This window comes from Sphingomonas kyeonggiensis (genome assembly GCF_030812785.1).
Classification (GTDB): domain Bacteria; phylum Pseudomonadota; class Alphaproteobacteria; order Sphingomonadales; family Sphingomonadaceae; genus Sphingomonas; species Sphingomonas kyeonggiensis_B.
Genome location: NZ_JAUSTJ010000003.1, coordinates 311,379 through 334,546, shown reverse-complemented (window position 1 = coordinate 334,546; position 23,168 = coordinate 311,379). Strand labels below are relative to the sequence as shown.

27 protein-coding genes and 1 tRNA gene are annotated in these 23,168 nt (G+C 68.1%); 14 read left to right on the top strand and 14 right to left on the bottom strand.

The features are described 5' to 3' along the window. Positions 1 to 4 precede the first annotated feature (4 nt). Complete coding sequence (locus J2W22_RS19450; RefSeq protein ID WP_307119934.1) at positions 5 to 1,546, bottom strand: N-acyl-D-amino-acid deacylase family protein; 1,542 nt, start codon at positions 1,544 to 1,546, stop codon at positions 5 to 7. 81 nt (positions 1,547 to 1,627) lie between these two features. Beyond that, complete coding sequence (locus J2W22_RS19445) at positions 1,628 to 3,349, bottom strand: arylsulfatase (protein WP_307119933.1); 1,722 nt, start codon at positions 3,347 to 3,349, stop codon at positions 1,628 to 1,630. A 227-nt stretch (positions 3,350 to 3,576) separates the two neighbouring features. Here J2W22_RS19445 and J2W22_RS19440 point away from each other — a divergent pair, with 227 nt between their 5' ends. The 8 genes from J2W22_RS19440 (at position 3,577) to J2W22_RS19405 (ending at position 8,511) form a co-directional block, all read left to right on the top strand. Continuing rightward, a complete protein-coding gene (locus tag J2W22_RS19440) occupies positions 3,577 to 4,605 on the top strand; it encodes a COX15/CtaA family protein (protein ID WP_307120688.1) in 1,029 nt (342 codons plus the stop codon). Continuing rightward, positions 4,602 to 4,916: a divalent-cation tolerance protein CutA gene (gene cutA, locus J2W22_RS19435; RefSeq protein ID WP_307119932.1), complete on the top strand. Its 315-nt coding sequence runs from the start codon at positions 4,602 to 4,604 to the stop codon at positions 4,914 to 4,916. Before J2W22_RS19440 ends, cutA begins: the two co-directional genes overlap by 4 nt. Next, positions 4,916 to 5,542: a hypothetical protein gene (locus J2W22_RS19430; protein WP_307119931.1), complete on the top strand. Its 627-nt coding sequence runs from the start codon at positions 4,916 to 4,918 to the stop codon at positions 5,540 to 5,542. The genes cutA and J2W22_RS19430 overlap by 1 nt, the downstream gene beginning before the upstream one ends. Beyond that, positions 5,506 to 5,682, top strand: a complete 177-nt coding sequence (locus J2W22_RS19425) for a hypothetical protein (RefSeq protein WP_307119930.1) — start codon at positions 5,506 to 5,508, stop codon at positions 5,680 to 5,682. Before J2W22_RS19430 ends, J2W22_RS19425 begins: the two co-directional genes overlap by 37 nt. A 45-nt stretch (positions 5,683 to 5,727) precedes the next feature. Next, positions 5,728 to 6,675, top strand: coding sequence for a hypothetical protein (locus J2W22_RS19420; protein ID WP_307119929.1), 948 nt, complete (start codon positions 5,728 to 5,730; stop codon positions 6,673 to 6,675). 143 nt (positions 6,676 to 6,818) lie between these two features. After that, positions 6,819 to 7,298, top strand: coding sequence for a 50S ribosomal protein L13 (rplM, locus tag J2W22_RS19415; protein ID WP_137864542.1), 480 nt, complete (start codon positions 6,819 to 6,821; stop codon positions 7,296 to 7,298). Next, positions 7,298 to 7,855, top strand: coding sequence for a 30S ribosomal protein S9 (gene rpsI / locus J2W22_RS19410; RefSeq protein WP_307119928.1), 558 nt, complete (start codon positions 7,298 to 7,300; stop codon positions 7,853 to 7,855). The genes rplM and rpsI overlap by 1 nt, the downstream gene beginning before the upstream one ends. A 170-nt stretch (positions 7,856 to 8,025) precedes the next feature. Further along, positions 8,026 to 8,511, top strand: a complete 486-nt coding sequence (locus J2W22_RS19405; protein WP_307119927.1) for a hypothetical protein — start codon at positions 8,026 to 8,028, stop codon at positions 8,509 to 8,511. Here J2W22_RS19405 and J2W22_RS19400 read toward each other — a convergent pair. From J2W22_RS19400 to J2W22_RS19375, 6 genes are read right to left on the bottom strand one after another with little or no spacing between them, the layout of a single operon-like run. Further along, positions 8,508 to 8,924, bottom strand: a complete 417-nt coding sequence (locus J2W22_RS19400; protein ID WP_307119926.1) for a hypothetical protein — start codon at positions 8,922 to 8,924, stop codon at positions 8,508 to 8,510. The genes J2W22_RS19405 and J2W22_RS19400 overlap by 4 nt on opposite strands. Next, positions 8,921 to 10,525, bottom strand: a complete 1,605-nt coding sequence (locus tag J2W22_RS19395) for an SDR family oxidoreductase (protein WP_307119925.1) — start codon at positions 10,523 to 10,525, stop codon at positions 8,921 to 8,923. The genes J2W22_RS19400 and J2W22_RS19395 overlap by 4 nt, the downstream gene beginning before the upstream one ends. Then, entirely contained in the window at positions 10,522 to 10,923 is a 402-nt protein-coding gene (locus tag J2W22_RS19390; RefSeq protein ID WP_307119924.1) for a thiol-disulfide oxidoreductase DCC family protein, read from the bottom strand. The genes J2W22_RS19395 and J2W22_RS19390 overlap by 4 nt, the downstream gene beginning before the upstream one ends. Further along, positions 10,920 to 11,333 (bottom strand): hypothetical protein, encoded by a 414-nt coding sequence (locus tag J2W22_RS19385; protein WP_307119923.1) that lies wholly within the window; start codon positions 11,331 to 11,333, stop codon positions 10,920 to 10,922. The genes J2W22_RS19390 and J2W22_RS19385 overlap by 4 nt, the downstream gene beginning before the upstream one ends. Beyond that, entirely contained in the window at positions 11,330 to 12,016 is a 687-nt protein-coding gene (locus J2W22_RS19380; protein WP_307119922.1) for a DUF4166 domain-containing protein, read from the bottom strand. Before J2W22_RS19380 ends, J2W22_RS19385 begins: the two co-directional genes overlap by 4 nt. A gap of 17 nt (positions 12,017 to 12,033) precedes the next feature. Beyond that, positions 12,034 to 12,594 carry a GbsR/MarR family transcriptional regulator gene (locus J2W22_RS19375; protein WP_307119921.1) on the bottom strand — a complete coding sequence of 187 codons (561 nt, stop codon included), beginning with the start codon at positions 12,592 to 12,594 and terminating at the stop codon, positions 12,034 to 12,036. A gap of 246 nt (positions 12,595 to 12,840) precedes the next feature. Here J2W22_RS19375 and J2W22_RS19370 point away from each other — a divergent pair, with 246 nt between their 5' ends. The 3 genes from J2W22_RS19370 to J2W22_RS19360 all read left to right on the top strand — a co-directional run bounded on the left by J2W22_RS19370 (position 12,841) and on the right by J2W22_RS19360 (position 16,372). Next, positions 12,841 to 14,535, top strand: a complete 1,695-nt coding sequence (locus tag J2W22_RS19370; protein ID WP_307119920.1) for a DUF1800 domain-containing protein — start codon at positions 12,841 to 12,843, stop codon at positions 14,533 to 14,535. A gap of 11 nt (positions 14,536 to 14,546) precedes the next feature. Next, complete coding sequence (locus J2W22_RS19365) at positions 14,547 to 15,926, top strand: DUF1501 domain-containing protein (RefSeq protein WP_307119919.1); 1,380 nt, start codon at positions 14,547 to 14,549, stop codon at positions 15,924 to 15,926. Between the two features lie 65 nt (positions 15,927 to 15,991). Further along, positions 15,992 to 16,372 (top strand): bleomycin resistance protein, encoded by a 381-nt coding sequence (locus J2W22_RS19360; RefSeq protein WP_307119918.1) that lies wholly within the window; start codon positions 15,992 to 15,994, stop codon positions 16,370 to 16,372. 130 nt (positions 16,373 to 16,502) lie between these two features. Here J2W22_RS19360 and J2W22_RS19355 read toward each other — a convergent pair whose 3' ends face one another. The 3 genes from J2W22_RS19355 to J2W22_RS19345 form a co-directional block, all read right to left on the bottom strand. Then, a complete protein-coding gene (locus J2W22_RS19355; RefSeq protein ID WP_307119917.1) occupies positions 16,503 to 17,249 on the bottom strand; it encodes a metallophosphoesterase family protein in 747 nt (248 codons plus the stop codon). Next, positions 17,246 to 18,082, bottom strand: coding sequence for a diacylglycerol/lipid kinase family protein (locus J2W22_RS19350; RefSeq protein WP_307119916.1), 837 nt, complete (start codon positions 18,080 to 18,082; stop codon positions 17,246 to 17,248). The genes J2W22_RS19355 and J2W22_RS19350 overlap by 4 nt, the downstream gene beginning before the upstream one ends. Before the next feature lie 171 nt (positions 18,083 to 18,253). Beyond that, on the bottom strand, positions 18,254 to 19,705 hold the full coding sequence (locus J2W22_RS19345) for a DUF5597 domain-containing protein (protein WP_307119915.1): 1,452 nt from the start codon (positions 19,703 to 19,705) through the stop codon (positions 18,254 to 18,256). Between the two features lie 97 nt (positions 19,706 to 19,802). Between J2W22_RS19345 and J2W22_RS19340 the strand changes: the two genes are divergently transcribed. Beyond that, entirely contained in the window at positions 19,803 to 20,120 is a 318-nt protein-coding gene (locus tag J2W22_RS19340; RefSeq protein ID WP_307119914.1) for a hypothetical protein, read from the top strand. Between the two features lie 10 nt (positions 20,121 to 20,130). On the opposite strand, the gene J2W22_RS19335 is transcribed toward J2W22_RS19340, so the two are convergent. The 3 genes from J2W22_RS19335 to J2W22_RS19325 form a co-directional block, all read right to left on the bottom strand. Beyond that, positions 20,131 to 20,204, bottom strand: a tRNA-Gly gene (locus J2W22_RS19335). Positions 20,205 to 20,218: 14 nt separating this feature from the next. Next, the gene (locus J2W22_RS19330) at positions 20,219 to 20,347 is read right to left on the bottom strand and encodes a hypothetical protein (protein WP_307119913.1); all 129 of its coding nucleotides are present in this window, start codon (positions 20,345 to 20,347) and stop codon (positions 20,219 to 20,221) included. Next, a complete protein-coding gene (locus J2W22_RS19325) occupies positions 20,347 to 20,940 on the bottom strand; it encodes a cysteine hydrolase family protein (protein WP_307119912.1) in 594 nt (197 codons plus the stop codon). Before J2W22_RS19325 ends, J2W22_RS19330 begins: the two co-directional genes overlap by 1 nt. 82 nt (positions 20,941 to 21,022) lie before the next feature. On the opposite strand from J2W22_RS19325, the gene J2W22_RS19320 reads away from it, so the two are divergent. Continuing rightward, positions 21,023 to 21,748 carry an NUDIX hydrolase gene (locus tag J2W22_RS19320; RefSeq protein ID WP_307119911.1) on the top strand — a complete coding sequence of 242 codons (726 nt, stop codon included), beginning with the start codon at positions 21,023 to 21,025 and terminating at the stop codon, positions 21,746 to 21,748. Positions 21,749 to 21,794: 46 nt separating this feature from the next. Beyond that, positions 21,795 to 23,099 (top strand): nicotinate phosphoribosyltransferase, encoded by a 1,305-nt coding sequence (pncB, locus tag J2W22_RS19315; protein ID WP_307119910.1) that lies wholly within the window; start codon positions 21,795 to 21,797, stop codon positions 23,097 to 23,099. Positions 23,100 to 23,168 lie beyond the last annotated feature (69 nt).

The window sequence follows — 23,168 nt, the reverse complement described above, 5'->3', positions numbered from 1 at the left end:
CCTTCTACCGCGCCCGCAACAGCTTCCCCGCCTTCGCCACCCGCACGCCGCCCTCATAGGCAACCATGCCGCCAAGCATCACCAAATCGAACCCCTCGGCCTTGGCGAAGGGATCGACATAGGTCGAGCGCGCCTTCACCCGCTTCGGATCGAACAGGATCAGATCGGCCTTCATCCCCGGGCGGATCACCCCGCGATCGCCCAGCCGCAGGATATGCGCGGGGAAGCCGGTGCCCTTGCGCACCATCTCCTCGATGCTGAGCTTCCTGCCCTGCACCACATATTCCTCGATCAGCTTGGCATAGGTGCCGGTCGCGCGCGGGTGGCGCATGCCCGGCCCGCCATCGGTCGAGAAGGCAACGAAGGGATCGACGAGCAGCACGTCCTGCAGTGCCTTGTCCTGGGTGAAATGCGCGCCCGATCCGCTCTGCGGGCCGATCTTGATCAGGAAGTCCGCATAATGGAGCCCGGCCTCCTGCGCCGCCTGGGCCAGCGTCTTGCCGGCATAGGGGGCGGTGCCGATCAGCAGCGCTTCCGGTCCACCGCGCCGCGTCATGCGCTGGACGAGATAGTCGCGCAGCTCCTGCCGGCGCTCGGCCACCACCCTGGTATAATCGGTCGGCGGCAGCGCCCATTTGGGGAAGAGGATCGCGATGCCGGTATAGCCCGCCTCATAGGGATATTGGTCGGCGGTCAGGTCGATCCCCTGGCGGCGCTTCTCGGCGAGGAAGGCGAGCAGCTGGCGCGCCCGCGCCTCGCCCTTCCCGAACACCACCTTCAGGTGCGAGATATGCGGCCGCGCCGGCAGCGAGGAGGCGATCAGCTCGTCGATCGAGGCCTTGATCTCCTCGTCATTCTCCGAGCGCATATGGCTCATCACCACGCCGCCATGGCGCGCGACGACCTTGCCGAGATTGGTCAGCTCGGCGGTCTCCGAATAGATGCCCGGCACATATTCGAGGCCATAGGACAGGCCGAACGCGCCGGCCTTCAGCTCCGCCTCGAGCTGCGCCGCCATCCGCGCGAGTCCGGCGGCATCGACACGGCGAACCGAGTCCGACACGCCAGCCGCGCGGCGCAGCGTACCATGGCTGGCGAGCAGCGCGACGTTGACGTCGATCTTCGCCCGGTCGATCGCCTGCATCCACGGACGTGGATCGAGCCCCTTGCCCAGCCGCGGCCCGCTACCGTCCTGCCCCAGCGTGATCGTGGTGACGCCCATGGCGAGGAACGCCTCGTAACTGTCCACGAGCGGGTCGCCATGGCTGTGCATGTCGATGAAGCCGGGCGCCAGCACCCGTCCCTCGCCGGCGACGACACGCGCCGCGTCGCCCGTGGCGGAAGGCGGCTCGATCCCGACGATCCGGTCATCCGCCACCAGCACATTGGCGAGCCGCGGCGCCCTGCCCGTCCCGTCGACCAGCAGCACTTCGCGGAACAGCGTCGTCGATGCCCCCGCCAAGGTGGCGAGGCCGGGCCAGCTCGCCAGGCTGCCCGCCACCACTGCCCCGCCGATTGCCTGCCGCCGCGTCAGACGCTTGCCCATGTGCGATCCCCCTTGCCGACCCGTTTCGCCGGACTATGCGCGCAAGCCCGGCGCGCGCGAATCGCTAAAATTGGAATAGCGTCATGGCTTCAACGCATAGGGTCGCGCGATCTTCTCCCAGCCGCCCCAGTTCTGCCGGGGCTGGCCATTGCCGTTGCGGTCATATTCCTCGCGCCACGGATCGACATAGCTGCGCGCGGCCCAGGCATCCCATTGCTGCGCCATCTTCTTCGCCCGCTCGGGCTGGGCGGCGGCGAGGTCGTGCATCTCGGCGCGGTCCTCCGCCATGTCGAACAGCTGCCAGGGCTGCTGGAAGCGGGCGACCAGCTTCCACTGGCCGTCGCGCACCGCGCGATTGCCCTCATGCTCCCAGAAGATCGGCTTGTCGCGGGTCAGCGGCTTGCCGGTGAAGGCCGGGACCATCGAGCGGCCCTGCATCGGCACGATGTCATGCCCGTTGAACGTTTTGGGATAGGTCGCGCCGCTCAGCTCGACCAGGGTCGGCATCACGTCGATCAGATGGCCGGGCGCAGCCACCTTCGCGCCACGCTGTTCCGCCGCGATGCCCTTGGGCCAATAGGCGATCAGCGGCGTCGCGATGCCGCCCTCCTCGGTGAAGTGCTTGAAATACTGGAAGGGCGTGTTCTGCATCGTCGCCCAGTTCATGCCCGTCCACACCACCGACTGGGCGCTGCCCGGCGCGCCCTTGCCGTTCAGCCGGCCATCGGGGCCGCTCTCACCGTTCCCGCCATTGTCGCACATGAACAGGATCAGCGTGTTGTCGAGTTCGCCCGACGCCCGGAGCCGCTCTACCAGCGTGCCGATCGCCCGGTCGACCCGGCTGATCACCGCGGCATAGACCGCCATCAGCGTGTCGAACCGGTCCTTGTCCTCGGCGGTCAGCTTGTCCCAGTCATAGCTGTTGGCGAGTGCCGGCGGCAGCTCGGCATCGGCGGCGATGATCCCCAGCTTCTTCTGCTTCTCGAACCGCTCGCGCCGGATCACGTCCCAGCCGCGCATATATTTGCCCTTGAACTTCGCGACGTCCTCCGCCGGCGCCATCAGCGGGAAGTGCGCCGCGGTGAAGGGCATGTAGAGGAAGAAGGGCTTGTGCTCGCTCTCGGCCTGCTTGAAGAATCTGGTCTGCCAGTCGACGAACATGTCCGACGAATACCAGTCGCCCGTGCCCACCCGCGGCGAATTGGCCGGCACCTTCTCGCCGTCGATGAACACGTTCTGCGCGATCGGCTGCGGCTGGTTCGGATAATAGAGCTCGCCGTAAGGCGTGGTCAGCGAATGATCGAAGCCGCGCTGCCAGGGCCCGACCCCATGCCCGATCCCGACATGCCACTTGCCGGCCATCGCGGTGTAGTAGCCGGCCGACTTCGCCACTTCCGCCAACGTGACCACCCGGTCTAGCAGCTTGCTCTTCAGTCCCTGCGATTCCGGCACGTCGACGCCCTCGAGATGGCCGAGCCCCGCCTGGTGCGGATAGGTGCCGGTGAGCAGCGAGGCGCGCGACGGGCTGCATCGGGCACTATTGTAGAACTGGGTGAAGGAGAGCCCGCCCTTGGCCAGCGCGTCGATATTGGGGGTCGGCACCTCGCTGCCGAACGCGCCCACGTCTGAGAAGCCGACATCGTCGAGCAGGATGACGACCACGTTCGGCCGGGTCGGCTGCGGCTTGACCAGGTTCGGCGCAGCGGTCTGCGCACCGGTGTGGACCGGCAGCGCCGTGGCGGCGAGCGCGATCGCGGCGCCGCAGGCGCGGCTCAGGAAACGGCCGATATGTGCAGGCTTCATGGCGTACCCCTCTCTTTGCTCCGGCCAGTTACGCCGGGTCCTGCCCGGCCCTTGCCGGTGCAGCGTCCGCAGAAGGTACACCGCCCTAAATTATCTTATCAATAGCACATATGTTTCCGATCTGTCGCAGCACGCGGGATTTGCCGCCGGTCAAAGCCATGCGCGTAGGACCGGGGCAGGACTCGCCATCGCCTCTCTTCGGAACTACACCTCCGCCCGTGCTGCAGATGACTTCGCTTCCCGCCTCCGCTCGCCCCCGCGCCCTTGCCCATTGGCTGTTCGCCGTCGCGGCGCTGATCGTGCTGATGGTGGTGATCGGCGGCATCACCCGCCTCACCGAATCCGGCCTCTCGATCACCGAGTGGAAGCCGTTCACCGGCACCATCCCGCCGCTCACCGAAGCGGCATGGCAGGCCGAGTTCGTCCGCTACCAGCAGATCGGCCAATATGAGCAGCTGAACCGCGGCATGACGCTCGCCGAGTTCAAGAACATCTTCTTCTGGGAATATCTCCACCGGCTGCTCGGCCGGGTGATCGGCCTTGCGTTCGCCCTGCCGCTGATCTGGTTCGCCATCCGCCGGGCGATCCCCAAAGGCTATGGCTGGCGGCTGGTCGCGCTGCTCGCGCTCGGCGGGCTGCAGGGTGCGCTCGGCTGGTGGATGGTCAAGTCGGGCCTCAACAAGACCAGCACCGCGGTCGATCATTTCTGGCTCGCCGCGCATTTGATGACCGCGTTGTTCACGCTGGGCGGCATCGTCTGGACTGCGCTCGACCTGCTGGCGCTCAGGCGTAATTCCCGCGCGCGGCCGGCCCGCCTCACCGGCCTCGCCACTGCAGTGCTCGTCATCCTCGCCGTCCAGCTCTTCTACGGTGCGCTGGTCGCGGGGCTGCGCGCCGGACTGGTGACCGACCAATGGCCGCTGATGAACGGCCAGTTCTTCCCGGGCGTCAGCCAGGCGGGGCAGAGTCTCGGCCATATCCTCTTCTCCGATCCGGCAGTGGTCCATTTCATCCATCGCTGGTGGGCCTGGGTGACGGTGGCGGCGCTGGTCGTGCTTTCGCGCAAGGTCCGCGCCACAGACCGCCGCGCCTCGATCGCGATCCACAGCGCCTTCGGCACCCAGATCCTGCTCGGCATCGCCACGGTGATGGCCGGCATGCCGATCTGGCTCGCCGCCCTCCACCAGCTCACCGGCGCGCTGGTGGTGATCGCCACCGTCCGGGGGGCGCATGTCGCAGGCAGCAACCGGGCTTGAGCGAGTTGGCGCTCTTCTACGTGACCTTCGCGACAAGGGCGGATGCCGAGCGCGTCGCCGAGACGGTGCTGGCCGAGAAGCTCGCCGCCTGCGCCAATATCCTCACGCCCTGCACCTCGCTCTATCTCTGGCACGGCGAGCTGGAGCGCGCCGAGGAAGTGCCGGTGCTGTTCAAGACCCGGCCGATGCTCGCCACCCGGCTGCGCGAGCGGATCGCCGCGCTCCATCCCTATGACCTGCCGGTGATCGAGAGCTGGACCGTCACTGCCGGTGCCGATGTCGGCGCCTGGGTGGAAGCCGAGACGCGCTGATGCTGCTCGCCGCGATTGTCCTCCAGGCAAGCGTGGCCGGCTTCTCCCCACCGCTCGACGCGCCGATGCGCGTGGTCACCGAGCGCCGCGACGATGCCCGCGTCTATCGCATGGAGCGCGCGCTCCGCTTCCTGCGCGAGGGCGAAGGCTATCGCGCCGAAGTGACGCTCCGCACCGCAGCCGGCGACACTGCCGATACCAGCGGTGCACTCTACGAAGCCGGCTTCGGCGCGTTTGCCGGCCGGACGATCCTCTTCCATCTCGATCGTGCCGGCGCAGTCACCGCGATCGACGAGATGCCTGCGCTGTGGGACCGGTTCTGCCAGCGCGTCGCCGAGAGTGCCGCCGCGCGCCGTACCCTCGCCCCACTGGAGCGCGAGAAGCTCGCGGCACGCATTGCCGCGCCGCTGCGTGCGATGCCGGCCGAGCGCCAGCGCGCGATGCTCTCGTCGCTGGTGCTGGCGGTGATCCCCGACGAGGCGATGACGCCCGGCAACGCCGCGGTCCGCCTGCCCGGCCGCTCGACCCATGGCGGCACTGCGCCGCTCGACGGCATGCGGACGGTCACGACGCTTCCGGGCGCGGGTATATGCGCAGCACCGTCAATGCCACCGGCGAAGGCGTGACACTCGAGCGCGTCACCGAGATGGATTCCCGTACCGGGCTGATCACCCGCAACAGCAAGATCCTGCGCATCCACGCGGGCGGGCTGGAAAAGGTCAGTACCACGCTTCTCACGGTCGAGCCTCTCGCCGGCGGGAATTGACTTGCCGCCGGGCCCATGGCCGTGTCCGCGACAAAGGGGAAATCCATGCGCTCGATTCTCGTCGGAGCAGCCGCCGCGCTGCTCGCCTGCCTCACGCCGGCCATGCCCGCTGCGGCGCAGGCCAGCAGCAAGGCGGAGCCGGCGACGATCGACATCGTCTTCAACCCACCGCTCGAGACGCCGCTGCGCTACCGCGTCGTCCGCGATCGTGCCGCGCGCCCGGGCCGGCCCGCCGCCGTGGCGAACTGGGTGGAGGAGCTCCGCTTCGCCAAGGCGGGCGACGGGTTCCTCGCCTATTGGCGGATGGATGCTACCTCGCTGCCGCCCGAGATGCGCGCGCCGGCAGTCGCGCCGATGATCGCTCCGTTCACCGGCGAGCCGATCGCCTTCGAGCTCGATGCCGAGGGCAATGTGCTGCGCGTCCATGACTGGCCAGCGGCGCAGGCCCGCGTGATGGCCGCGGTGGAGGCTGCCACCGCCATGATCCCCGCCACGGATCGCGACAAGGTCCTGCCGCAGGTCCGGGCGATGTTCGCCGGCCTGACCGCCGAGACCGCGCCCTCGATGCTGCTGCGCAACGTCGAACCGCTCTTCGGCGGGGGCGGCCTGTCGATGGAGCCGGGCGAGGCGATCCGCTCGCCGATCGAACAGCCGGTGCCGCTGCTCGGCGGTAGCGTGGCGATGGACGTCACCGTGACGCTCAGCGCCGTCGAGCCTGGCCGCACCGCCACGCTCACCTCGCGCACCGAATATGATCCGGACTCGTTCAAGCAACTGCTCGCCCGCGCCGTCGACCGGTTCGCGCCTGCGGACAAGGCCGCGCGCAAGCAGCAGCTCGAGCAGATGATGCCCGAAATGCTGCTCAGCGAGGCCTCGACCACGCTGATCGACCTGGCCAGCGGCATGCCGCTCCGCTTCGAGAACCACCGCACCGCGAAGATCGACGGCAAGGAAGTTCCGGTCGAAACGCTGGCCCTCACCTGGCTCCGCTGAGAGGGAATCACCACTAGGTACCCAGATACCCGTCAGCAAACCCGCGCTTTTCTTGACTTTTCCAATCCGAATCGTCAGAGGGCCATCAACCGCGCTGCCGGAAACGGCGGCGCGTTGCGTTTCATACTCGAAAGGTCTCGCCCATGAAGGCGCTGATGAAGACCACCAAGTCGGCCAAGCCGGCCGAGGTGGAGAAGAAGTGGCATATCGTCGATGCCGACGGTCTGATCGTCGGCCGCGCCGCGGTCGTGATCGCCAATGTGCTGCGTGGCAAGCACAAGACGAGCTTCACCCCGCACGTCGACTGCGGTGACAATGTCATCGTGATCAACGCGGACAAGATCCGTTTCACCGGCAAGAAGCTGGCCCAGAAGGTGTACTACAAGCACACCGGCTATGCGGGCGGCATCAAGGGCATCACCGCCGCCAAGGTCCTCGAAGGCCGCTTCCCGGAGCGCGTCCTGGAGAAGGCCGTCGAGCGCATGATCCCGCGCGGTCCGCTCGGTCGCCAGCAGATGCGCAACCTGCGCATCTACAACGGTGCTGAGCATCCCCATGAAGCTCAGAACCCCGAGGTCCTCGACATCGCCGGCATGAGCCGCAAGAACAAGGTGGGCGCATAATGTCCGACAACCGCCAGTCCCTTTCCGATCTCGGCGCCATCGCCGCCGGTGAGCAGGCCGTGGCCGCCCAGGCCCAGGCTTCGTCCGACGACCGCGCCGAGGCGTATCTCGCCGGCCAGCTCGATGAGCCGGTCAGCACCGCCCCGCTGCGCGCGCAGGAACTCGACAAGTTCGGCCGCGCCTATGCGACCGGCCGCCGCAAGGACGCCGTCGCCCGCGTCTGGCTGAAGCCCGGCACCGGCAAGATCACGATCAACGGTCGTGACCAGGAAGTCTATTTCGCGCGTCCGACGCTGCGCCTCGTCATCAACCAGGTGTTCGGCATCACCGAGCGCGAAGGTCAGTATGACGTGATCTGCACCGTCAAGGGCGGTGGCCTTTCGGGCCAGGCCGGCGCGGTGAAGCATGGCATCAGCCAGGCGCTCACCAAGTACGAGCCGGCGCTCCGCACCCCGGTCAAGCGCGCAGGCTTCCTGACCCGCGACAGCCGTACGGTCGAGCGTAAGAAGTACGGCCGCGCCAAGGCTCGCCGCAGCTTCCAGTTCTCGAAGCGCTAAGGCGCGGGCGGCTTCGGATTGCCCAAGCAATCCGAAGACTCGCCACGGCGGCCAGCAGCGGCGGCGAAGCCGGCGATGTCTGACGGCGTGGCGTCCAACGCTATCAAAAGGGGCGGTCCGGCAACGGGCCGCCTCTTTTCGTTTGGGGATCGCACGGCTAGCGTCGCGCCATGGCGCTCGACCACCCCGACACGATCCGCATCCTCGCCTTTCTCGACGAGATCGGCATCCCGGTAAGCCGGGGCAGGATCGAGGGCGACAGCTTCCTGCCCGGCATCGAAGTGCGTGACGGCGGGCTGGTGCTCGATCCCGAGCGCGCCTTCCATCCTGGCGACCTGCTCCACGAGGCGGGCCATATCGCCTGCACCGATCCGGCCTTGCGCCCGACGCTCTGCGACGTGGAGAGCGATCCCGGCGAGGAGATGGCGGCGATCGCCTGGTCCTATGCCGCGGCCCGCGCGATCGGCATCGATACGCGCGCGCTGTTCCATGCCGACGGCTATCTCGGCGGCGGCGAGGCGCTGGCCATCGCGTTCGACAGCGGCAAGGGCCCCGGCCCGCCCATGCTCCAATATTACGGCATGGCCGCCGAGCCGCACCAGGCCGAGGCGCTCGGCCTGCCGGTTTATCCGCAAATGGCGAAGTGGCTGCGCTAGGGCCTCCGCATCAGGTCGCGAAGCGCCAACCGGAACACCAGCCCGCCGCCCGCACCGCTCGCTCCCAGGATCAGCAGGGGAATCATAGCGTCCCATGCCGATGCGGGCCCGATCCAGAAGAGCGCCGGCAGCGCTCCGATCACGGCGCCCGCTCCCATCGCATTCCACCAGTGCAACTGGTAGCGGCGTTCGAGCCACAGATAAGCCGGCAAGCCCAACAGCAGCGCATGGCCAAAGGCGAGCGGGAAGCCGAACACTAGGGCATAGAGCAGGACGACCGGCGCCGCCGCCAGCGCCGCAACTGCCTCGCGCGCAAAGAGAAGCCCGAGGATCGTGCCGCCCAGAATCGATGCCGCGATCGCGGCGACGAGCAACGCCCCCATCACCTTGCCGAAGGGCACCGGCTCCCTCATGCCCGCACCAGCCAGCCGGTATAGCGCACCACCGGCCCGAGCAGCGGCATTGCCACGGCCACCTCGAAACGGAAGCGCGCGTCCTCCTGCCATTCGCGCGCATCGATCCGCGGGCCCAGCCAGCGCGGCATCGGCACGCCGAACGCCGTCCAGCCGCGCAGCACCATCTTCAGCCCCCCTCCGTCCGAAGGCAGGTCGAAGGCGAAGCGCAGCGGCCCGAACCGCTCGGCCACGCCCTGCCCCGCCTGACTGAGTTCACTCGAGAAGGTGTGCCCGCCGAAATCCCGCGTCCAGCGCTCCTTGCCGTCCCGCGCCGAGAAGGTAACGCGCAGCGGCCAGCTGCCCGCGAGCGGGAAGCCCATCACGCGTCCCACCAGCCAGGCCAGCCCCTTGCCGCGGCGTACCTCCCCTTCCCCCGATGCCCCGGCATCGCCGATGAAGTCATGCATGCCGCGCACCGCCTCGGGTAGCCGGGCGAAGCGCGATCCCATCGCCCGGGCGTAGAGCGGATCGACCGCGCGTTCGGTCACCTCCGTCCGGATCGCCAGCTCGGCGAACAGCGGAGCGAACTGTTCGAGCGTCAGCAGCCCGCTCGCGTCCCGCGCGCCCGGCGCCACGTGGCCGGCGAGCACTTCCCCGGCCAGCAGATGGGCGGCGAGCGTCGGGATCTCAGGTCCGTCGCCATTCTCGGCGATCAGCGTCCAGCGCCGTTCGACGCCCGAGCCGGTGAGCGTCACCGTCATCGCCGAACGGTCGCTGCGCGCCCAGCCGGTGACGCGCTGGAGCCGGTGCAGCCAGGGCGCGGCGCCGCGCAGCCCGCCGATCCATCCCCAGCGCACCGGCCAGCTCATCGCCCATAGCCCGAGCATGTGCAGCCCCTGCTCGGTTCCCGCCCGGAAGGTCACCGCCGGCTTGCCGGGCAGCGTTTCGGGCATCAGGGCGAGGTCGGGCACATCGGCCAGCGCGACCCAGCGGCGCAGCGGCGCGCTGCCGGGGATGGCGAAGGTCTCGCGTCGCAGTTCCTGCCATCCCGTCGCCTGCGCCCAGCGCTGCCCGCGCCACAGCCGCACCGGCCTGCCGACATAGGAGAGGATCGCCTCCGCCACCGCGAGCCCGGCCACTGCCCGGTTCGAGGCGCTGAGCGCGATCTCGACGCGCTCCACCCGCGCCAGCCCCTGCGCGAGCTGCCGCGCCGCCGCGCCCGACAGCGCCGGCAGGCTCGAGGCGCCGCTGACGATGGGCACCGCCACCGCCGCACCCTTGCTCAGCCCGCCAATGCCGGCCACGAACTCCCGCGCGTCTGCCAGATCGAGATAGGGTATGCGCATCGCGATGCAGGCCTCGGGCACCGTGTAACCGCAGTTCTGGAAAGGCCCGGCGGCATCGATCACCAGATCCGGCCGCTCGCGCGCCAGCACCATACCGATGCCGTTGGTCCGGTCGGCGACTACCGGCTCTGCACCCTCCAGCCCCGCACAGAACGCCGCCGCCTTGTCGAGGCTCCGCCCCGCCACCAGCACCGTATGGCCGGCACCAAGCAGTCGCCGGCTCAGCCGCGCGCCGAACCCGCCATAGCCCCCGATGACCAGGATACGGCTCACAGGATGCGCGCCCTTTGCTCCGGGCTCGGCACCCAACAGGTCTCGCGCTTGCCGAACAGCCGGTAGCGATTGCGCGCCACGCGGCGGTAGAGCGCATCGCGCCAGCCCCGCGGGATCACCCGCAACGCGCGCAGCGCCCGCCACGGCCAGCCCAGCCCCTCGGCAATCGCCAGCACTGCATCGCTGTCGCGCCGCGCCCGATCGCCTTCGATCACCAGCATCGTATCGGGATCGTCCCAGTCCACCCTGAAGCGCTCGCACAGCGCCCGACCCGCCTCGCTCTGCACCGAGGCGAGCCGGAAATGCCCGCGCCGGTCATGCCGCAGCACGAATTGCGCATTGGCGGTGCACAGCAAGCAGACGCCGTCGAACAGGATGATCGGGCGCGTGTCGCTCACCTCGCACCCGCGTCGTGGAGCGCCCGGAAGACCAGCCCGCCGACGATCCCGGACAGCGCCAGCGCCGCCACCGCCACACCCCAGGCCCGCAGCTCCAGCGCCTCGCCGAACACGGACCGCAACGGCCCGAGCACGCCGAGCGCGATAACCGCCGGCAGCGCGGCGATGAGCATCCCGAGCAGCGCCGCCTGCGGCCAGTCGAGCGGGCCCTTTCCCGTCACCAGCCGCGCCAGCGGCGGCCCGGCGAGTGCCAGCTGGGCGAAGGCGATCAGTGCGCCGGGCGCGATTGCGGCGCGCACCATATAGACGGGATCGTCATGCCCCATTGCGTGCGAGATCATCGCCGCGGCGATCAGCGTCGCTACGGCCGTAGCGATGCCCAGCGCCCATTTGTACGGGAGTCCTCTCATTCCGCCGGATCCGCAAACACGCAAAGCTGGTGGACCAGCCCGCCGAGCAGCGGATGGACCAGGTCGAGGCTGAACACGAAGCGCCCGCCGCCGATATCCATATGCCCCACCGTCAGCCTGCCTGGCATCGCCCAGTCCGGCAGCTTCATCCGCAGCCTGCCGAGCTTCAGGAAATAATGATCGCCGACGAACAGCAGCGCTCCACCCGCTTCCTCCAGCCGCAGCGCTATCCCCACGCCAAGCCCCAGATATTCCTCGATTCCCGTCGGCCCGGCGAAGCGCTTGGCGCTGTGGATAACCTGTGGAAAACCCTGTGCACGGCCATATTGGCGCGTCCAGTATTGCCCCTGCCCCTCGGCATCCGCCGTCACGCTGACGCTGGCCGAAACGCCAATGTCCGTGCCCAGCGGCAGCGGCCCGCCGATCAGCCGCGCCACCTGCGCCAGCACGCGCCCCGCAAGGCTCATCCGGCACTCGGCGACTTCGCCCAGATAGGAGACGCAGGCACCGGGCGCGATCTTGCGCAGGAAGCGGCGGCGCGTCGCGGGCGGCAGGAACAGCCAGCGCTCGCCGAGCAGCCGTGCGAACGGGCTGGCCTCGTCGTCGAGGCGCGGCGCCGTCGCCCGGTGCCAATCGGCATAGCGGGCCAGCGAACCCGGCGCATATCCGATTGCCGCACCCATGGGACCGCTCCCTTCCGCTACGCGCTCTTGCCCTTGGGCAGGAAGGCCAGGACCTTCTTGCCCAGCCGGATCAGCATCATCAGCCGCCCCGGCGGCACGCTCATCATCTGCTGGTACCAATCGTCGATCGTCACGACGAAGTCCTGCATCGCCACGATCCGCTCGCGCGCCGTGCCGGAGATCGCCGCGTCGCGCTTCGCCTCCTCGGTGCAGATGCGCAGCGCCGCTACCGCCGGATCGATCTCGCGCTCCTTGCGGCCCTGGGCGATGCGCGTGAGCATCTGCATCAGGTCGACCTCGGCTTCGTAATGATCCCGCCGGTCGCCCATCACCGGCACCCGGCGGATCAGTTTCCAGCCCAACAGTTCCTTCAGGCTGTTCGACGTATTGCTCCGCGCGATGCGCAGCGTGTCGCTGATCTCCTCGGCATTCAGCGGCCGGTCGGAGAGGTAGAGCAGCGCATGGATCTGCGCGACCGAGCGGTTGACGCCCCATTGCCCGCCCATCTCGCCCCAGTGCAGCACGAACTGCTGCACCGCGATCGGCAACTGAACAGCATTGTCCGTAATTTCTGTCATAACAGAAGTATGAGACAAGATTGCACGCGAGTCAATCGCCTTCGCGATCCGTCCCGCACCAGCCTCGCCTCGTCGTCACGCGAGCCGTTGCGATTCCGCAACTATCGGCCTGCCCTGCGGGGTTTGCGCACCGCGCAATCGCGATGAAGATTTCCTTAGGTATTTCTGCAGGTTGTCCCGATTTTCCCGCTAAATTATTCAAAGACGTGCAGGTCGCGGCTTTTCCGCGGCCTCGGGGGACTTCGGGTGTTCGTACAACGCAAACTGGCCGTGCTCAGCGCGGCATTCGGTCTGCTCGCGCTCGCGGGCTGTGATGGCGGCGGCGGGGGCGGATCGTCGTCGGGCGGCAGCGCCGGCGGCGTGGTCACCGCGCCCAGCCCCACGCCCACCCCGGTGGTGTTCACCGATGGCGACGCGGCGCGCCTCGCCAAGCAGGCGAGCTTCGGCCCCACGCCCGATCTCGTCGCCCGCATCAAGTCGCTCGGCGCCATCGCCTGGGTCGACGAGCAGCTCGCGGCATCATCGAGCACCTATGCCGATCTCGCCGCCGAGGTCCGCCGCGACTTCTGCGCCAATGGCGACACGGTCTGCAGCCGCGCCCATTTCAGCCGCACGCCGGTGGCGATGCGCTTTTACGCCAATGCCGTCGCCGGATCGGACCAGCTGCGCCAGCGCACCGCCTTCGCGCTCGGCCAGATGGTCGTCGCCTCCGAGGCCGAGGTGAACTCGACCGCCGGCATCGCCGCGTTCAACCAGATCTTCCTCGCCAACGCCTTCGGCAACTATCGCGACATCCTCCAGCAGGTCACGATGCTCGGCTATATGGGCGACTATCTCGACATGGCCGACAGCAACAAGTCGGGCCCGTCGGAGAATTACGCCCGCGAGCTGCTCCAGCTCTTCTCGATGGGCCCGGACGCGCTCAACATGGACGGCAGCCTGAAGCGCGACGGCGCCGGCGCGGCCATCCCCAACTATACGACCGACGACATCAAGGGCGTCGCCAAGGCGCTGACCGGCTGGACCTATGCGCGGGTCGGGGGCGCCGCGATCACCGATGGCAATGCCCGCGACTATTCCAGGCCGATGATCCAGGTCGCGAACCGCTACGACAGCACCCAGAAGAATTTCCTCGGCACCAGCGTGTCGGCGGGCGCCAGCCAGGATGCCAGCGTCGCCGCTGTGGTCGATGCCGCGTTCAACAACCCCTCCACCGCGCCCTTCGTCGCGCGCCACATGATCGTCCATCTCGTCACCGCCAACCCCAGCCCGGCCTATGTCGCCCGCGTGGCGGCGGTGTTCGCCGACAATGGCGCCGGCACGCGCGGCGACATGAAGGCGGTGGTCCGCGCGATCCTGCTCGACAGCGAGGCGCGGAGCGCGCCGACCGCGACCAGCGGCAAGCTCAAGGAGCCGGTGCTGCTGATGACCGGCCTCGCCCGCGCGATCGGCTTCGCGACCGACGGCTATGTCTTCGTCACGCGCGACAGCGCCCTGGGCCAGCCGGTGTTCCGCGCGCCTTCGGTGTTCAACTTCTATCCGGACGATTTCCCGCTGCCCGGCTCGACCACGCTGAAGAGCCCGGCCTCGAAGCTGCTCAACACCTCCAACGTGCTGCGCTGGCACAATTTCGTCTATGACTGGACCGTCTCGGGCGATGCCACGCGCAGCGAATATGCGCTGGATTCGGGCCTGCCCATGTCCTCGCTCACCCAGCCGCTCTGGGCGCCCTGGGAAGCGATGGGCACCGATCTCGACGCGATGGTGGCGCGCATCGACCTGACCCTCTTCGCCAACACGCTGAGCCAGGCGCAGAAGGACAAGCTCAAGGCCGCCGCCACGCCCATCACCAATGGCGATGCCACCATCCAGGCGCGCCGCCGCGCCCAGATGATGCTCTACGTCGCGGCCTCGAGCCCGATGTTCCTGGTCGATCGCTGAGGAGCCCGGACATGACTTTTTCCCGACGCGATCTCCTGAAGGTCACTGCCGGCGCCGGCGCGCTTGCCGCGATCGGCCAGCTCGGCCGCACCACCGCGATGGCCGCCCCGAACGGCAGCTACCGCGCCATGGTCGGCGTGTTCCTGTTCGGCGGCAATGACAGCTGGAACATGGTCATCCCCACCGATGCCCGGCACGCCGCCTATCTCGCCGCGCGCGGCAGCGTCGGCATCGCCGCCAGCCGGCTCACCGCGCTCACCGGCACCGCCTATGCGCTGCATCCGGCAATGGCCGCGCTCCGCCCGATCTGGGACGAGGGCAGCCTCGGCCTGGTGCTCAATGCCGGCACGCTCTACGCGCCGCTGACCAAGGCGACCTATCAGTCGCGCGCCGATCTGCGCCCGATGAACCTGCTCAGCCATTCGGACGAGCAGGCGCACTGGCAGGGCCTGCGCGCCCGCGACTTCGCCACCGACGGCTTCATGGGCCGCCTCACCGACCGGATGGGCGTCAGCAGCATCCCGTCGATGATCTCGATCGCCGGCTCGAACCTGGCGGTGATCGGCAAGACCAGCTCGGCGCTGGTCCTGCCCTCCACCGGCACGCTGGGCCGCTCGGGCTATTCGACCGGCACCAGCGCGGCGAACACCGCCAAGAACAGCGCGCTCGATGCCTTCTCCTCGGCCACCGGCCTGGGCGCCGTGGCCGAAGCCAGCGCCCGCGACATCAACGCCAGCTATGCCCAGGCGACCACCGCCAACGGCATCATCTCGGCGACCAGCGCGCTCGACGGCTATTTCGTCAACCCGACCACCGGCGCCGCGCTGACCAGCGATGTCGCCCGCCAGCTGATGCGCGTCGCCCGGATGATCGATGCGCGCGGTTCGCTCGGCCATAACCGCCAGAGCTTCTTCGTCAGCCAGGGCGGCTATGACAATCATTCGGGCCAGGTGAACGGCGGCACCAACGATAGCGGCACTCACGCCAATCTGCTCGGCGACCTTGCCATGGCGCTGGCCGGCTTCCACCGCGCGATGCAGTCGATCGGCATGGCGGAGAACGTCACTGCCTTCACGATGAGCGACTTCGGCCGCACCTATCGCGGCAATGCCCAGAACGGCACCGACCATGCCTGGGGCGGCAATCACCTCGTGGTCGGCGGCAACGTCACGCCCGGCGGCATCTTCGGCGCCTATCCGGACCCGGTGCTCGGCGGCGCGACCGACGTGAGCAGCGAGGGCCGCTTCGTCCCCGCCGTCGCGCAGGAGGAATATATCGGCGCCATCGCCCGCTGGCACGGCGTCAGCGATGCCGACATGCCCTATGTCTTCCCCAACTGGTCGACCTGGAGCACGGGCGGGCGCGGGCCATTACAGTTGTTCCGCGCTTAACGACGTATCCGGATTGCGCTATCGTTCCGCCCCGGCAATGGGGCGCGCCTTCGGGAGGGTGAACGATGGCCAATCTCTACCGCATCACGCCGTTCATGCACGTGCCGGACTTCGACAAGGCCCTATGGTTCTTCACCGAGGTGCTCGGCTTCGAACTCTATTTCCGCACCACCAACTATGCCTATGTCCGGCGCGAGCAGGCGGCCTTCCGCATCCTCCAGAACGCCGGCGACGACGGCGCCCCGCCGGGCAATCGCCGCTTCTGCTATTATGTCGATGTCGAGGATGTCGATGCGGTCGCCGCGGAGCTGGCCCCCAAGGCACCGCTGCTCAACGACGGCGACATCTATGGCCCGATCGACCAGATCTACGGCCAGCGCGAGCTGATGGTGGTGGCCCCTGACGGCAATCTGCTGGTGTTCGGCCAGGATATCTCGAAGCGATAGCGACGCCACGAAACCAGCCGTCACCCCCGCGAAAGCGGGGGCCCATCTCGTGCAGAATCGGCAAGCACCGCCGTTGTGATCGCGGATAGCCCGGGAGATGGGCCCCCGCTTCCGCGGGGGTGACGTTCAATTACAGAGCCACACTCCCCTCCCCCATGAACCGCGCCCGGGTGGAGAAGCTCGCCCCCTCCACAATGATCTCGTTGAACGAAGGCGGCTTGGCCCGCACCCGTTCGGACAGCGTGCCCGCGCCGATCAGCCGCACGGTCCGCCCGCTCACCTCGCGCTCGATGTCGAACGGATCATGGACATGGCCGGTCAGCACCGCATGCGCGCCTGCCTGCGCCAGCGCATCCAGCGCCTCGGCGCCGTGCCTTGTGTGCGAGGTCGCCAGCGTGCCGCCTTCCACCAGCGGGTGGTGGCAGGCGACGAACACCAGGCCGCCCGTCGGTACCGCCTCGACCAGCGCCAGCGCCTCCTGCAGGGCGCGCGTACTCACATGCCCCTTCGACCAGTTGAGCCGCCACTGGAAGCGCGCCGTGGTCTTGAGCGGCACCACCGCCACGCCCTTCACGTCGAGCGGCTTCTCGATCATCTGCTCGAGTGCCTGATAGCGTTTGTACGGCGTCACGAACCGAGCCCAGAGGTTGAAGTACGGCAGGTCGTGATTGCCCACCTCCACCGTCACCGGCCGGCCGAGGTCCTTCAGCCATTTCGCCGCCGCCGAGAACTCGCGCGCCCGCGCCTGCATCGTCAGGTCGCCGGTCATGATCACCGCATCGGGCTGCTCCTCCTTCACCCGCGCGCCGAACCAGTCGACCGCGGCGCGGTCCTCGCCCCCGAAATGGACGTCGCTGACGTGGAAGAGACGCGTCATCCCAGCTCCTCGCGTGTCGCGATGAAGGCCTTGCGGCTCATGCCGGCCCGGATCGCCGTGCCGGGCGGCAACGACACCGGCTCCCCGTCGAACAAGGCGAGCACCGGCTTGTTCCCTTTCGGGCTCAGGCTGTCGGTCAGGCTCTCGCTCACCGCATGCGCCGCGACCCAGTCGCCGGTCAGCCATTCCCAGCCCAGCTGCACGATCGAGCCCCAGTCCCGCGCGTCGACCGCCGCTACGTGCAGTTCCTTGCCCTCGGGCCGCACGAACACTGCCTGATATCTGTCCTTGAGCGCCGGCACGCCGTTGATCCGGATGCCGCTGCCTCCAAAGGTCCGGTTCCACGCGACATGCGCGGCCTGGAACAGCTTCTTGATCGCACCCTTGCGTACCGCCTCGCGCGCCCGGAACCACGCCGTCGCCGGCCCCAGGATCAGTCCGACAAAACCACGATGCTCGCCCGCCTCGATGAACGGCAGCGCCACCCGCGTGGTCTCGTCATGCGCCGCCTCGATGATCGCCTTGGGATCGAGCGTGGGGTGCAGCGACCTGGCGAGCAGGTTCATCGTCCCGCCCGGCAGGATCAGGAAGCTGCCCTTCCAGCTGGCCAGCGCGCAGAGCGCCGTGTTGATCGTCCCGTCGCCCGCGAACAGCACGACCGTGTCCACCTTCTTCCGGGTAAGCGACGCCCCCTTGGGAATCTCCTCCGCCGGGAATTCGGTGCGGCCGACCAGGGTCAGCCCGCGTTCCTCGAACACGGCCTCCAGCGCATCGCACTTGGCCTTGGTGGTCGATCCCGATCCGGGGTTGGTTATGAACCAGAGTCTTTCCATCCCGGTCGTAACGCTCGGGATACGAAATGGCTCAACGCGATCGCGAGGCGCCTTTCTCTTTTAACCGTCATCCCCGCGAAGGCGGGGATCCAGAGCCAAGCAGGTTATCGCTCTGCCGCCCTGGATCCCCGCCTTCGCGGGGATGACGAAAAGAAGGGCAAGAGCGCCCACTCAATAGCGGTAGAGCCGCACCCTCTGGATGCCGAACTGGCCCGGCGGCAGGCGGACGTGCCGGCCCTGGTGCGTCTGGTCGCCATTGAGCTTGCGCCCGGCGACCCATTTGCCGTCGACGAAACTACCTTCCTCGACGAAATCGAGGCCCACGCGCGGCTCGAAGGTCACCGTGATCCCGCTGCCCGCCATGAGATAATCCTCGCCGCCCAGCCAGATCAGGATTCCGCCATGCTCGGCCGGTTCCTGCTTGTCCTTGGGCGTCCAGGGATCGACAAAGCCCACGGTAAGCTTGTACCCGCCCAGCGTCGCCACCTGCGGGCTGCTGTCGACCACCCCCTCGAAGCTCACCACCGGCGAGAAACCGTCCCGCGCCTTTGCCGCGAACAGTGCCGGGGTCAGTTGCTCGAGCATCGCATAGAAGTCGCCCAGCCGGTCCTTGTCGGCGATCTGCTCGATCGCGAAGGGGCTGAACCCGATCGCGCCATGCTTGCCGATCGCCCGCATCGCATTGGCCGGCGCACGCGGGTCGCCCGCCTCGTTCGCCTCGGGCACGAACAGCACATTGCCCGGCACGACATAGCCGTCGGTGATGCCGGCGAAGTTCGGGAAGTAGATATCGGGCGAGAGCATGTCGATCGCCGGCCCCGCCTGCTTCCATTCCCGCATCAGATGCGCGAGCGGCCCACCGCTGGGATATTCGCCCGGCAGCTTGCCTGGCCGCCCCTGCGCGCCGTTGACGTACATCGGCAGGCGATATTCGCGCTTCCCCGCCTCGGCGACCGCATTGGCGAAGCGAGCATAGTGATGCGCGGTGAACGCTTCCTCGCTGCCCTTCCATTGGGCAAAGGCGGCGTCCGCCAGGGCTCCATGCTCGCGCGCCGTCGGCAGGAAGCCCATCTCGTTCTCGACCTGCACCATCAGCACGGTGTGGCGCTCGCCATCGATCGCCTTGAGATGCTGCATCACCGCCGCGAACGCCCGCGCGTCGGCGTCGAGCGTCGCCTTGCCGAATACCGAGAGGATGTCCTGCGGCTGCCCGTCCTTGCCGGTCGAGCGCAGGAAGCGCTTGCCGTCGCGCTTCACCCAGGCCGGCGCATAGGTCGACATGCTGTTCTTCCACACCCCGAACCACAGCAGCACCAGCCGCATGTCGTTGGCCCGCGCATCCTCGACCAGCCAGTCGAGGCTGGAAAAGTCGAACTTCCCTTCCTCCGGCTCGATCGCCTCCCAGGTCACCGGCGCCAGCACCGTGTTGAGGTCGAGCGCCTTGAGCCGCTGCCAGTGCGGCCTGAGCCACGCCCGGTCGGTCGCCGAGCTGTTCCCCAGCTCGCCCCCGCGGATCAGGAACGGCTTGCCGTCGACGATCAGCCGCCCGCCCTCCAGATGCGGCGTCTGCGCCAGCGCGGGGGTGGCGAGGAACAGGGCGAGCGTGGAGAGCCAGCGAAGCATGGCGGGCACAATAGTCCGAGTTATTCGCTTATGGGAAGACCGGCTTGCGCCAATCGTCTTCGTACGCCAACCGGCGCGGTCGAAGATTGGAGCCCCTATGTCCCGAGCCGAATTCCAGCGCATCGCGCCACCCCAGCTGACGGCCGAAGTGCGGATGTACGAAACCGCCGAGGGTGGGCTCGAAAGCGCCGCGCAGCCAGGCTGGACGTGCCCGGTCATGACCGAGACGACCAAGCCACTGGTCGGCTGGGATGCACTGCCCCTGCTCCGCGACGCGCCCCTCCACCCCGGGGAAACCCGCGAGTTGGGCTTCGTCTTCCTCTCGGGCGACGCCGCGGTCCGCGCACTCCGCGAGGCGGGCAGCTTCTATCTGTGGGAAGGCCGCTTCATCGGCGAAGGCCGGGTGATCGACTGAAGCTGGAAGTTGGAGCGGGTAGCGGGAATCGAACCCGCGCTAGAAGCTTGGGAAGCTCCTGTGATACCATTTCACCATACCCGCAAGTAACTGACTTTTCAGCAGTTTCCTGCGTCACTGCCTGCTTGTTTTGCAAACCGTTTTGCAGCGATGCGAGCGCCAAGTGCCACGATGACCGCCTTGTCGTCAACATAGACCTTGTGGATTTGGCCGATACGGACACGCATCACGCCATCTCCGCGATCGCGACATCGGCGCCTGCCCATTCCTCGGCCGCGACCTGGTCGATCGGCCGGGCGATGCCGCGGGTCAGGCCGGCGGGCACCGTCACCCGGAAGCCGCGCTCGATCAGCCCCTCGACCGCCCAGCGAACGCAATAATCGGCGGCGACGCCGACCACGATCACTTCGTCGATCTCGCCACGAAACAGCCCCGAGAAGAATGCCTCGCGCTCGACCGAGCCCTCCCCGCGGATCGATTCGATCCTCAGCCCCGGCTCGGCCCACATGTCGAACACGCCCTTTTCCAGCCGCCAGGTCGCGATCGCCGGATCGACCGCGCCCGGATCCACCACCAGCTCCCAGCCCGGCCCGCCCTTCTCGCAATGCGGCGGGAACTGCTTCGCCTCCTCGGACACCGCATAGACCAAAGGCACATGCGTATCGAAGGTGAACAGCACCCCGGCCACCGCATCGGGCCGCAGTCCGGCCAGCCAGCCCCGCATCGGCGCGACGATCCGTTCGGCATCCGCCACCGGCAACGCGCCATCGGCCGCCACGAAATCCCGCTGCATGTCCACCACGATCACGAAGCTCGACATTGCCTGTCTCCCATTCTCGCCACTTTACTTATGCGCAAAACGCGAATAAGTAAAGTGCATAACGCATATAAGGGTGATGCGCATGGACGAAGCCGCCTTCCTGGAAAGCTATGATCCTGCAGCATTCGAGCGCCCCTCGGTAGCGGTCGACCTGATCCTGATGAGCGTGGTCGACGGCGCCCCCGCGGTGCTGCTAACCCGCCGCGACCAGCATCCCTTCCAGGGCGCCTGGGCATTGCCCGGCGGATTCGTCGGCATCGGCGAAAGCCTCGACGATGCCGCCCACCGCCTGCTCGCCGAAAAGGCGCACATGGCCGATGCCTATGTCGAGCAGCTCTACACTTTCGGCGCAGTCGACCGCGATCCGCGCATGCGGATCATCAGCGTCGCCTATTTCGCGCTGATCCCCGCCTGCGCCTTCGCCGCCGCATTGAAGGCAGCCCCGGAGCTGGCGCTCGCCCGCCTCACCGTGCCCTGGCAGGGCGAGACCGGCGGCCCGGTCGAGGCCCGGCTTGCCGAGGGCGAACCGCTCGCCCTCGCCTTCGATCATGGCGACATGCTCGGCGTCGCGATGCTGCGGCTGCGCGGCAAGCTCGATTATTCGGGCATCGCCTTCGCCCTGCTCCCCGAGCGTTTCACCCTGCGCGCGCTGCAGGACGTGTACGAGGCGATCCTCGACACCCGCCTCAACAAGCCTGCCTTCCGCCGCCGCATGCTCGATCGCGGCTGGCTGGCGCCGACCGGCGAACGCGAAACCGGCGCCTCGTTCCGCCCCGCCGAACTCTATCGCTACCAGCCCCCTCGCTGAGCCGCCCCACCCCGTCTATCGTCACCGGCCACACCCGGAGGAAGCCTTGCCCGTCACCGACATCGCCACCCGCGTCTATAATCATGGCTGGCGCCTCGATCCGATCGTCCGCAGCCTGCTCGACACCGATTTCTACAAGCTGCTGATGCTGCAGATGATCCGCCATCTCCACCCGGAGGTGCAGGCGACCTTCTCGCTGATCAATCGCACCAAGTCGGTCCGCCTCGCCGAGGTGATCGACGAGGCCGAACTGCGCGCCCAGCTCGACCATGCCCGCACCTTGCGCTTCTCGAAGAAGGAGCTGATCTGGCTCGCCGGCAACAGCTTCTACGGCAAGCAGCGCATGTTCGCGCCCGACTTCATCGCCTGGCTCGCCGAGTTCCAGCTGCCCGAATACGACCTGCACAAGGTCGACGGCCAGTTCGAGCTGCACTTCGCCGGCCCCTGGACCCACACGATGATGTGGGAGATTCCCGCCCTCGCCATCGTCAACGAGCTGCGCTCGCGCGCGGCGCTGAAGGGCAAGGGCCGGTTCGAGCTCGACGTCCTCTATGCCCGCGCCAAGGCCAAGATGTGGGACAAGGTCGAGCGCCTCCGCCAGCTCCCCGACCTGGTGATCTCGGACTTCGGCACGCGCCGCCGCCACGGTTTCCTCTGGCAGCGCTGGTGCGTCGAGGCGCTCAAGGAAGGGCTGGGCAGCCGCTTCATCGGCAGCTCGAACGTGCTGCTCGCGATGGACAATGACCTCGAGGCGATCGGCACCAATGCGCACGAGCTGCCCATGGTCCTCGCCGCGCTGTCGGACACCAACGCTGAGGTCGCCACCGCCCCCTATCGCGTGCTGGAGGAGTGGCAGGCGCACTATGACGGCAATCTGCGGATCGCCCTGCCCGACGCCTTCGGCACCACTGCGTTCCTGCAGGGCGCACCCGACTGGGTCGCCGACTGGACCGGCTTGCGCCCCGATTCGATGCCGCCGATCGAGGGCGGCGAGCAGATCATCGCCTGGTGGCAGTCGCGCGGCCGCGATCCGCGCAGCAAGCTGCTGATCTTCTCCGACGGCATGGACGTCGACAGCATCGAGGCGACCTATCGCCACTTCCACGGCCGCGTCCGGATGAGCTTCGGCTGGGGCACCAACCTCACCAACGACTTCCGCGGCTGCGACCCCGCCGGCGGTCACGGCCTCGAGCCGATCTCGCTCGTCGCCAAGGTGACCAGCGCCAATGGCCGCCCGGCGGTCAAGCTCTCGGACAATCCCGCCAAGGCGACGGGCACCCCTGCCGAGATCGCCCGCTACCTGCGCATCTTCGGCGAGGAAGGCCGGGTGGCGCAGACTGTGGCGGTATAGCCTCCCCACGCGGATGACCGGAAGGCGATTGACCTCCCGCCGCCGCCCGCTAGCCTGCCCGCACAGCAA

Excerpts from the sequence above, each read along its gene's own strand:
- J2W22_RS19450 (WP_307119934.1), bottom strand. The coding sequence starts at position 1,546 with ATGGGCAAGCGTCTGACGCGGCGGCAGGCAATCGGCGGGGCAGTGGTG.
- J2W22_RS19445 (WP_307119933.1), bottom strand. The coding sequence starts at position 3,349 with ATGAAGCCTGCACATATCGGCCGTTTCCTGAGCCGCGCCTGCGGCGCC.
- J2W22_RS19440 (WP_307120688.1), top strand. The coding sequence starts at position 3,577 with ATGACTTCGCTTCCCGCCTCCGCTCGCCCCCGCGCCCTTGCCCATTGG.
- J2W22_RS19430 (WP_307119931.1), top strand. The coding sequence starts at position 4,916 with ATGCTGCTCGCCGCGATTGTCCTCCAGGCAAGCGTGGCCGGCTTCTCC.
- J2W22_RS19425 (WP_307119930.1), top strand. The coding sequence starts at position 5,506 with ATGCGCAGCACCGTCAATGCCACCGGCGAAGGCGTGACACTCGAGCGC.
- J2W22_RS19420 (WP_307119929.1), top strand. The coding sequence starts at position 5,728 with ATGCGCTCGATTCTCGTCGGAGCAGCCGCCGCGCTGCTCGCCTGCCTC.
- rplM (WP_137864542.1), top strand. The coding sequence starts at position 6,819 with ATGAAGGCGCTGATGAAGACCACCAAGTCGGCCAAGCCGGCCGAGGTG.
- rpsI (WP_307119928.1), top strand. The coding sequence starts at position 7,298 with ATGTCCGACAACCGCCAGTCCCTTTCCGATCTCGGCGCCATCGCCGCC.
- J2W22_RS19405 (WP_307119927.1), top strand. The coding sequence starts at position 8,026 with ATGGCGCTCGACCACCCCGACACGATCCGCATCCTCGCCTTTCTCGAC.
- J2W22_RS19400 (WP_307119926.1), bottom strand. The coding sequence starts at position 8,924 with ATGAGGGAGCCGGTGCCCTTCGGCAAGGTGATGGGGGCGTTGCTCGTC.
- J2W22_RS19385 (WP_307119923.1), bottom strand. The coding sequence starts at position 11,333 with ATGAGAGGACTCCCGTACAAATGGGCGCTGGGCATCGCTACGGCCGTA.
- J2W22_RS19380 (WP_307119922.1), bottom strand. The coding sequence starts at position 12,016 with ATGGGTGCGGCAATCGGATATGCGCCGGGTTCGCTGGCCCGCTATGCC.
- J2W22_RS19375 (WP_307119921.1), bottom strand. The coding sequence starts at position 12,594 with ATGACAGAAATTACGGACAATGCTGTTCAGTTGCCGATCGCGGTGCAG.
- J2W22_RS19365 (WP_307119919.1), top strand. The coding sequence starts at position 14,547 with ATGACTTTTTCCCGACGCGATCTCCTGAAGGTCACTGCCGGCGCCGGC.
- J2W22_RS19360 (WP_307119918.1), top strand. The coding sequence starts at position 15,992 with ATGGCCAATCTCTACCGCATCACGCCGTTCATGCACGTGCCGGACTTC.
- J2W22_RS19355 (WP_307119917.1), bottom strand. The coding sequence starts at position 17,249 with ATGACGCGTCTCTTCCACGTCAGCGACGTCCATTTCGGGGGCGAGGAC.
- J2W22_RS19350 (WP_307119916.1), bottom strand. The coding sequence starts at position 18,082 with ATGGAAAGACTCTGGTTCATAACCAACCCCGGATCGGGATCGACCACC.
- J2W22_RS19345 (WP_307119915.1), bottom strand. The coding sequence starts at position 19,705 with ATGCTTCGCTGGCTCTCCACGCTCGCCCTGTTCCTCGCCACCCCCGCG.
- J2W22_RS19340 (WP_307119914.1), top strand. The coding sequence starts at position 19,803 with ATGTCCCGAGCCGAATTCCAGCGCATCGCGCCACCCCAGCTGACGGCC.
- J2W22_RS19330 (WP_307119913.1), bottom strand. The coding sequence starts at position 20,347 with ATGCGTGTCCGTATCGGCCAAATCCACAAGGTCTATGTTGACGACAAG.
- J2W22_RS19325 (WP_307119912.1), bottom strand. The coding sequence starts at position 20,940 with ATGTCGAGCTTCGTGATCGTGGTGGACATGCAGCGGGATTTCGTGGCG.
- J2W22_RS19320 (WP_307119911.1), top strand. The coding sequence starts at position 21,023 with ATGGACGAAGCCGCCTTCCTGGAAAGCTATGATCCTGCAGCATTCGAG.